Below are 3,297 nucleotides of genomic sequence, written 5' to 3'. Positions count from 1 at the left end.
GCGGGGGGCGGGGGCCGGGGGGGCGGGGGCGGGGGCGTGGGCGGGGGCGGGGCTGGGGCCGCCGGTACGGACCGGGCGCGCCGGGCGCCGCGACCCGGGTGACGGGCCGGACGCCCGGCGGCGGGCCGAGAGCTGGTTCACGGTGCGCTTCGTGGGGCGCGGCGGCGGGCGGCGCGTGGTCACCGAGGTCTCCGGCGGCGACCCGGGCTACGCGGAGACCGCGAAGATGCTGGCCGAGGCCGCGCTGTGTCTGGCCCTGGACGACCTACCGACCACCGCGGGCCAGGTCACGCCCGCCACGGCGATGGGCGAGGCCCTCACCGCCCGCCTGATCAGCGCCGGGCTGGTCTTCCGGGTGGTCGCGAAGGGCTGAGGGGGCAGAGGCCGGGGTTGCGGGGCAGAGGCTGGGCCAAGGGGGCGGGGCCTCAGGGGAGGCTGGGGCTGAGGAAGTTGGGGGTAGGGGGCTGAGGGACGGGGACCGAGAGTGGTCGGCCGTCCCCCCGAACGCGATGTCCGATATCCGCCAGAACCGCCGTCCGCCGACGGCCACGATGGTGCCATGAGCACCGAGACGCACACCCAGCACACCCAGCACACCCAACCCGCAGAGCGCACCCAGCGCGCTCACCACACCACCGCCGCAGCCGCGCCCACCCCTGCGGCGCCGCCCCGTTACGAGATCCGGGCCATCGCCCCCGACGTGGTGAGCGCGCTGCGGGTGCGCGACGACGCGGGCGAGGCGCCCCGGATTCACGTCAGTGAGAACGGCGGCACACCCCTCCGCTGCTGCCTGGGCCGCAGCGAGCCCGGCGAGCGGATGCTGCTCGTCTCGTACGCGCCGCTGCGCCGCTGGGCCACCGAGACGGGCGCCGACCCGGGCGCGTACAACGAGATCGGTCCGGTCTTCATCCACCCCGAGCCGTGTGGCGGCTGGACCCCGGACGCGGCGGCGGCTGCGGGCCGCTATCCGGAGCCGATGCGGGGCGAGCGGCGGGTGCTACGCGCCTACGGGGCCACCGGCCAGATACTCGGCGGGCGGCTGCTGATCGAGGGGAGCGCGGACCACGGCGAGAGCGTGGAGGAGGCGCTTGCCACCTGGTACGAGGACCCGCGGGTGGCCGCGGTGCACATCAGGGCCGTGGAGTTCGGCTGCTTCCACGCGGAGACCCGACGGGTGGGCGAGGCCGAGGCCGCGTGAGCCTCCCGGCCCCTCGGGACTGGACGGCCTGGCGGGCCGGGGTGGCCGGGTAGGCCAGGTAGGCCAGGTAGGCCAGGTAGGCCAGGGTGGGTCGGGCGAGCCGGGGCGGCCCGTTGGATCGGGGCCGTCCGGTGCGGCGAGGTGGCCCGGCGGGTCGGGGCCGATCGGTGGGTTGGGGGCGGTGTGGCGGGGCTCAGTCCCACAGGTTGCTGATCACGCCCGCGTACGAGGTGCACAGTTGCCAGGTCAGCCAGAACGCGCCGTACACGATGCCGATCATCAGCACCGTGGCCACGATCGGGTCCACCCGGCGCTGCCAACGGGACCGGTTCATCGACTGGTAGTCATGCTCTGCCATGCCCTCAAGATACCGATAAACGCGTCGGCACCCCGAGCGGCCGGTGTCGCTAGCCGTGCTCGGCGGCGAGTGCGGCCAGGGCGCGGCGGCACGCGCCGTCGGCCGCCCGGGTGGTCTCGGGCAGCCGGTAGCGGGGGCTGAGCAGCAGCGTGTGGGCGCAGGCCGCGTCCAAGGTCATGCGGTGGCCGATCGAGACGAAGACCGGCTTCACGCCCGGCTGGGTGCGCAGTGCCCGGCCCACTTCCTCCGCCCCCTCCCCTGCCCCGGCTGCTGGCTCGGTTGCCGCTCCGGGTTCGGCCTGACCTGCTGTCGCGTCCCACAGGGGCGCGCTCGCGCCGCGGCCCGGGCCCGGTGGGTCGTACCGGAAGGCGAAGGGGTTCTTGGCGACGCCGATGGTGGCCAGCCCGGTCAGCACCCCGAGGTGGCTGGCCAGCCCGAACCTGCGCGGGTGGGCGAGGCCGTAGCCGTCGCAGACCACCAGGTCGGGCGCGTGGCCCAGCCGCTCGATGGCGGCCAGCACGGTGGGTACCTCCCGGAAGGCCAGCAGCCCCGGCACGTAAGGGAAGGTCACCCGGCCGACCGCCGTGGCCCGGGCGACCTCCGTGAGGGTCTGGGCGTCGAGCGCGACCGCAGCCGCGGCGACCAGGTCCCGCGCGTCGTCGTACGCCACGTCCACGCCGACCACCACACCGGGCGCGCCGGGTGCGAAGGCGGTGCTGGTCGCGTCGACGCCGGCGCGCAGCCGTTCCTGAACGGCGGTGGCCTCGGCCTCGGTACGCGGCCAGTCGGCGGGCACCTGGGCCACGGCCGGCGGGGCTTGGGGGGCGGGGGACGACGCAGGAGTGCTGGGTCTCATGGCAGGGAGCACGCTACGGGAGGCGGAACGGTTGCCCGGAACCGGCCGCGGCGATCATCGGCGGGGCGCCCGGCGTTAGCCTGGCGGGCATGTTCGTACTTGAGCTGACCTACACCGCTCCGCTGGAGCGCATCGACGCCCTGCTCGACGTCCACGTGGACTGGCTGACCACGCACTACGACGCGGGGACCTTCATCGCCTCCGGCCGCAAGGAGCCGCGCGACGGCGGCGTGATCATCGCCGTCGGCACGGACCGGGCGGGCATCGAGGAGGTGGTGGCGGCCGATCCGTTCACTGTGGAGGGCGTCGCCACGTACCGGATCACGGAGTTCGTGGCCACCAAGACCGGGCCCGCGCTCGCCGACTACCGGCAGCAGCCGCCGGCCTGATCCGGGCCGCGCCCCGTGGCGCGACCCGGACCCCGGCCCGGCGGCACGGCCGGCGACCGTGCGGCGCGGTCAGCGACCGCCGAGCCCCAGGCGGGCGATCCGCCCCTTCTCTCCCGCGGCCCAGCAGCCGAGGTCGGGAGCGCAGTCGACGGTGTCGAAGGAGCCGGTGTCGAAGGTGTGCCAGCGCCGGCCGCCGTCCAGCGTGAGCTCACTGCCGGTGGGGCCGACGGCCAGGGCCGCGGTGCGGGTGTGCGGCACCCAGGCGACGCCGGAGCGGTAGCCGGGCGGCTGCTTCCCGGCCGGGGTGAAGCTGGCACCGCCGTCCCTGGTGGTGGCCGCGGTCAGGGGCGACGGCTCGCCCGGCCGGTAGTCGCCGCCCACGGCCAGGCCGTTCCTGGCGTCGCGGAAGGCGAGCCCGAAGACGCCGCGGGCCGGGTCGCCGGCCGGGATGGGGGCCTGCGCCACCTTCCAGGTCAGCCCGCGGTCGGCGGAGTGC

The 3,297-nt window shown here is 76.0% G+C and carries 5 protein-coding genes and 1 pseudogene; 3 read left to right on the top strand and 3 right to left on the bottom strand.

Translation table 11 applies throughout. The annotated features are described in order from the left end of the window. Both AAHZ94_RS31225 and AAHZ94_RS31220 read left to right on the top strand, forming a co-directional pair. Positions 1-373 (top strand): annotated as a pseudogene (locus AAHZ94_RS31225) (saccharopine dehydrogenase); the annotation flags it as partial. Between the two features lie 186 nt (positions 374-559). Beyond that, the gene (locus tag AAHZ94_RS31220) at positions 560-1,198 is read left to right on the top strand and encodes a DUF1203 domain-containing protein (protein ID WP_349997082.1); all 639 of its coding nucleotides are present in this window, start codon (positions 560-562) and stop codon (positions 1,196-1,198) included. Between the two features lie 193 nt (positions 1,199-1,391). Here AAHZ94_RS31220 and AAHZ94_RS31215 read toward each other — a convergent pair whose 3' ends face one another. Both AAHZ94_RS31215 and AAHZ94_RS31210 read right to left on the bottom strand, forming a co-directional pair. Next, positions 1,392-1,556 (bottom strand): hypothetical protein, encoded by a 165-nt coding sequence (locus tag AAHZ94_RS31215; protein WP_349997081.1) that lies wholly within the window; start codon positions 1,554-1,556, stop codon positions 1,392-1,394. A 49-nt stretch (positions 1,557-1,605) separates the two neighbouring features. Then, a complete protein-coding gene (locus tag AAHZ94_RS31210) occupies positions 1,606-2,412 on the bottom strand; it encodes an endonuclease V (RefSeq protein ID WP_349997080.1) in 807 nt (268 codons plus the stop codon). An 89-nt stretch (positions 2,413-2,501) separates the two neighbouring features. Between AAHZ94_RS31210 and AAHZ94_RS31205 the strand changes: the two genes are divergently transcribed. Next, complete coding sequence (locus AAHZ94_RS31205) at positions 2,502-2,801, top strand: YciI family protein (RefSeq protein ID WP_349997079.1); 300 nt, start codon at positions 2,502-2,504, stop codon at positions 2,799-2,801. 69 nt (positions 2,802-2,870) lie between these two features. Here AAHZ94_RS31205 and AAHZ94_RS31200 read toward each other — a convergent pair. After that, positions 2,871-3,297, bottom strand: a 427-nt coding sequence (locus AAHZ94_RS31200; protein WP_502964837.1) for a beta propeller repeat protein, incomplete at its 5' end; no start/stop codon positions are given.

This window comes from Streptomyces sp. HSW2009 (assembly GCF_040240285.1).
Taxonomy (GTDB): Bacteria; Actinomycetota; Actinomycetes; order Streptomycetales; family Streptomycetaceae; genus Streptomyces.
This window is presented reverse-complemented; position numbering and strand designations above follow the sequence as displayed.

Bases quoted from the DNA above. Each gene is read 5' to 3' on its own strand.
- AAHZ94_RS31205 (WP_349997079.1), top strand. From the start codon at position 2,502: ATGTTCGTACTTGAGCTGACCTACACCGCTCCGCTGGAGCGCATCGAC.
- AAHZ94_RS31215 (WP_349997081.1), bottom strand. From the start codon at position 1,556: ATGGCAGAGCATGACTACCAGTCGATGAACCGGTCCCGTTGGCAGCGC.
- AAHZ94_RS31220 (WP_349997082.1), top strand. From the start codon at position 560: ATGAGCACCGAGACGCACACCCAGCACACCCAGCACACCCAACCCGCA.
- AAHZ94_RS31210 (WP_349997080.1), bottom strand. From the start codon at position 2,412: ATGAGACCCAGCACTCCTGCGTCGTCCCCCGCCCCCCAAGCCCCGCCG.